At 71.6% G+C, this 3,416-nt stretch carries 3 protein-coding genes and 2 pseudogenes; all 5 read left to right on the top strand.

All coding sequences use genetic code 11. The features are described 5' to 3' along the window. Positions 1-468, top strand: a pseudogene (locus ABT093_RS40630) (hypothetical protein); the annotation flags it as partial. 376 nt (positions 469-844) lie between these two features. Beyond that, entirely contained in the window at positions 845-1,249 is a 405-nt protein-coding gene (locus ABT093_RS40625) for a hypothetical protein (protein WP_350572540.1), read from the top strand. A 13-nt stretch (positions 1,250-1,262) separates the two neighbouring features. Further along, positions 1,263-2,336, top strand: a complete 1,074-nt coding sequence (locus ABT093_RS40620; protein WP_350572539.1) for a bifunctional lytic transglycosylase/C40 family peptidase — start codon at positions 1,263-1,265, stop codon at positions 2,334-2,336. A 211-nt stretch (positions 2,337-2,547) separates the two neighbouring features. Further along, a complete protein-coding gene (locus ABT093_RS40615; RefSeq protein ID WP_350572538.1) occupies positions 2,548-3,057 on the top strand; it encodes a hypothetical protein in 510 nt (169 codons plus the stop codon). A 24-nt stretch (positions 3,058-3,081) separates the two neighbouring features. Continuing rightward, positions 3,082-3,416 (top strand): annotated as a pseudogene (locus ABT093_RS40610) (ATP/GTP-binding protein); the annotation flags it as partial.

Below are 3,416 nucleotides of genomic sequence, written 5' to 3'. Positions count from 1 at the left end.
TCCGCCCGGGTGGACAAGAAGTTCGGTGAGGCCGTGGCGTTCAAGAACGAGTACAAGCGCAACGTCGCAACGGCCGGCCGGTTCGTGGGACGCCACGGCGCCAACATCCAGCTCGGGATGGCGCAGCCCATGCTGCCCCCCAAGCCGTCCACGCCGGTGGGGACCCGCCTCGCGGCTACCGCTCCCCGCGTGCCTGGAACAGCTCCGCGCCCGGGCACATCCGCTCCGAAGGCCGCGCCTAAGGCGGCATCGAAGAGCACGCCGGCGGCGCCGCCGAAGGGCAAGTCCGCAGGCGGGCCGGCGTCAGTCCCGGCCCTGCCCCACCCGCCGACGGCGCCGACGCCGGCGCCCACGGCGGCCGGCCCGAGCACCGGCAGCACGCCGACCGCTGCGAGCTCCAGCGCCGGGACGCCGCGCCGCATCCGCCGCGCGACCCGGCCGGCCGGACCGCCGCGTCCGAAGTCCTGATCCCGCTGGTGGGGCCCGCTCGCCGGGCCCCACCAGCCCCGCCCGTCCTTCTCGCGCCGTCCTCGCGCAACCACTTCGAACCACAAAACGGGGTACCCCCATGCCGCACACCGATCGCCAGCGACGCCCCCGCACTGCGGGCACCGTGGCTCTGCTCGCGGCGTCAGCCCTTCTCGCCTGCGTCGGCATCGCGCTGCTGACCCACGAGCCGTCGTCCGCTCCGAGGTCGGCCTCGGCCCCAACGGCGGCCGCGACCCGGGCCGCCGGCAGCACCGGGCCTTCGGACAGCTCCCCGAGCCGCCCGGCGGCGACTCCTTCCTTCAGCACCAGCCCCTCGCCGACGCCAGCCGGCGACGATGCCCCGAGCGCCACTCCGGTGCCGGAGGACGTCGCCACCGTCGCCCGCCGGTTCGTCCTCGCCTGGACCGGACACGACGCCCGGCCCGGGAAGGACGGCTCCTACGACGACGCTGCCCGCCGCGCCGGCGCCTACGTCGGCAAGGATTTGGCCGAGCAGCTGACGACCACCTCCGCAGGCAGCGCACGCCAGTGGGAGCAGTGGACCCAGGCCCAGGCGCTCGTCGCCGCTGAGATCTCCCAGCTCGGCGTTCCCGACGGGGCCCCCGCTCCGACGGCCGACACGGCCTGGGTGCGGGTGTGGTACCGGCTGACCGTCACCCCTGCGGCCGGCAAGCCGTCCGGCACGGACGAGCAGGTCGCCCTCAAGCTCCAGCGCAGCCAGGCCGGCACCTGGCTGGTCACCGCGCTGCCCAACGCGTGAGCAGGCGGCGCAGATGAAGAAGGTCATGTTCGCCCTGACCAGCCTGGGCGGCCTCCTGCTCACCATCGTCATCGCCGCAGTCGTCGCGGTCGCGATGGCCATGGGCAGCGACAACACCAGCGGCGGCATGGAGAACGCCGGCTTCGGCGGCGGCATCGCGGACGACGCACCCGTGCCCGCCGAGTACAGGGCGCTCATCCTCAACAACATCGGGAAGTACGGGTGCGCCGAGGTGACCGCGTCCTTGATCGCCGCGCAGATCTACAACGAGAGCAGCTTCAACCCGACCGCCCAGTCCTTCGAGTGGGTGGAGGACCCCAAGACGGGCAAGAAGGTCAAGAAGCCGATCGCCGACGGCATCGCGCAGTTCATCCCCACTACCTGGGCTGCGCACGGGGTGGACGGCAACGGTGACGGGGTCAAGGACGTCTGGAACCCCCAGGACGCCATCCCTGCGGCGATCGCCTACGACTGCTACCTCGCCGACCAGGTGAAGGACGTCGCCGGCAACAAGACCGACAACATGCTCGCCGCCTACAACGCCGGCCCCTACGCCGTGCAGAAGGCCGGGGGCATCCCGCCCATCACCGAAACCCGCAACTACGTCAAGAAGATCCGGGACCTGGCCGAGAAGTGGGCCGCCCTCGACAGCGGCGGCAACATCCCCTTGCCCCAAGGATCGGGCGGCGCCGCGCAGGCGATCGCCACCGCCAGGACCGCGCTCGACACGATGTACCAGTGGGGTGGGGACTGCAAGCCGCCCTTCGACCACGGTCGCAACAACGGCTGTGACTGCTCCTCGCTCATGCAGTTTGCCTGGGCCAGCGCGGGCGTGAACCTTCCCCGAACCACCTACGACCAGGTCAAGAAGGGGTCGCCCGTCGAGAGCGTCAGCCAGCTCCGGCCCGGCGACCTCCTGTTCACCCGGCCTGGCCCCTCTGGTCCCGAGCATGTCGGCATGTACATAGGGCTCAACGCGAAGGGGGAACCGGAGGTGATCGACGCTCCGAAGACCGGGTTGCCGGTTCGGATCAAGCCGCTCAGCTACTGGACCGGGCAGATCATCGCGATGCGGCACGTCGGCTGAGTCCTCGGCTGGAGCCGGGATCCGCCCAAGCGGATCCCGGCTCCTTTGCTGTCCCACCGTGCGGCGCAGAACTTCTTTCCGCGGGCTGTCACACCCCAAGGCTCTTCGACACCTCTATGTGCATCCGCCGAACTCCGACCGATGCCACCTGGAGCCGCCCCGTGTCCGAGCACCCGAAGACCGTCCGACCGAGCAGCAAGGCCGAGCGCCGATGACGACCAACGACGTGATAGACGAGATCATCTCCGGCGTCGGCAACCTGCCCGAAGTCGCCCAGCAAGCCCAGTCCTGGGCCATGAACAACCTGTGGTGGGTCGCTTCCTGCGCCCTCCTCATCGCCATCGTCGTCAGTTCGGCGCAGCGGCTGATGAGCCGATCCACCCTGGGCAACCGCACCGCGTTCGAGGTACTCCCCACCAACGGCTTCGACCCGGCGCTCGAGGACGTACTGCGCTTCGCGAAGCAGATCGCGCGGGCCCAGCGCAGCACGTCCCGCTGGGCATTGCCGGCCCGCGGCACCGCGATGCGCGTGCGGCTGATGTCCGTCGGCGGGCCACTGACCCTTCGTGTCGAAGGGCCCACCCGCGCCACGACCGTGCTGCGCCACCAGGGCTACGCCCAGTGCGAGCTGCGCGCGGTCACCGGCCAGGAAAGCAAGCCCGAGCGCCCGAAGATCCGGCTCGGCATCCACAACGACGCCGCCGCCCCGGCCGCCGCCTGACCGCCCGCACGAAGGAAAACGATCATGAGCAAGTCGTCCGACTCCGACGCGGCTGTGAGCCTGTCCAAGAAGACCCCGCCGACCGCCGAGCGCCGGCTCCACGTCGCGCGTGCCGAGCTGGCCCTGGCGCTGCCGGACCACTTGGCCCTGCGGGACGTCCCACTGAAGCCCGACCCGCTCGAGGCCCTGGCCGCCGCGGTCGCCGACGTCCGCACCTCCCTCCAGGAGCGAGCCGACCTCGTCTTGGACCTGGTCCCCGTCGCCGCAGGCAGGGTTGCCCGCCGGCGCAGCCGGCTCCTGGCCGCCGCCCGTCGCTCGCCGAACGACATGCCGGCCATCCCCGGGATGCCGCGCCAGGG

This window comes from Kitasatospora sp. NPDC002551, from assembly GCF_040296005.1.
Classification (GTDB): domain Bacteria; phylum Actinomycetota; class Actinomycetes; order Streptomycetales; family Streptomycetaceae; genus Kitasatospora.
The sequence above is the reverse complement of the archived record's forward strand: the minus strand, read 5'-3'. Positions and strand labels throughout refer to the sequence as shown.

Bases quoted from the DNA above. Each gene is read 5' to 3' on its own strand.
- ABT093_RS40620 (WP_350572539.1), top strand. From the start codon at position 1,263: ATGAAGAAGGTCATGTTCGCCCTGACCAGCCTGGGCGGCCTCCTGCTC.
- ABT093_RS40615 (WP_350572538.1), top strand. From the start codon at position 2,548: ATGACGACCAACGACGTGATAGACGAGATCATCTCCGGCGTCGGCAAC.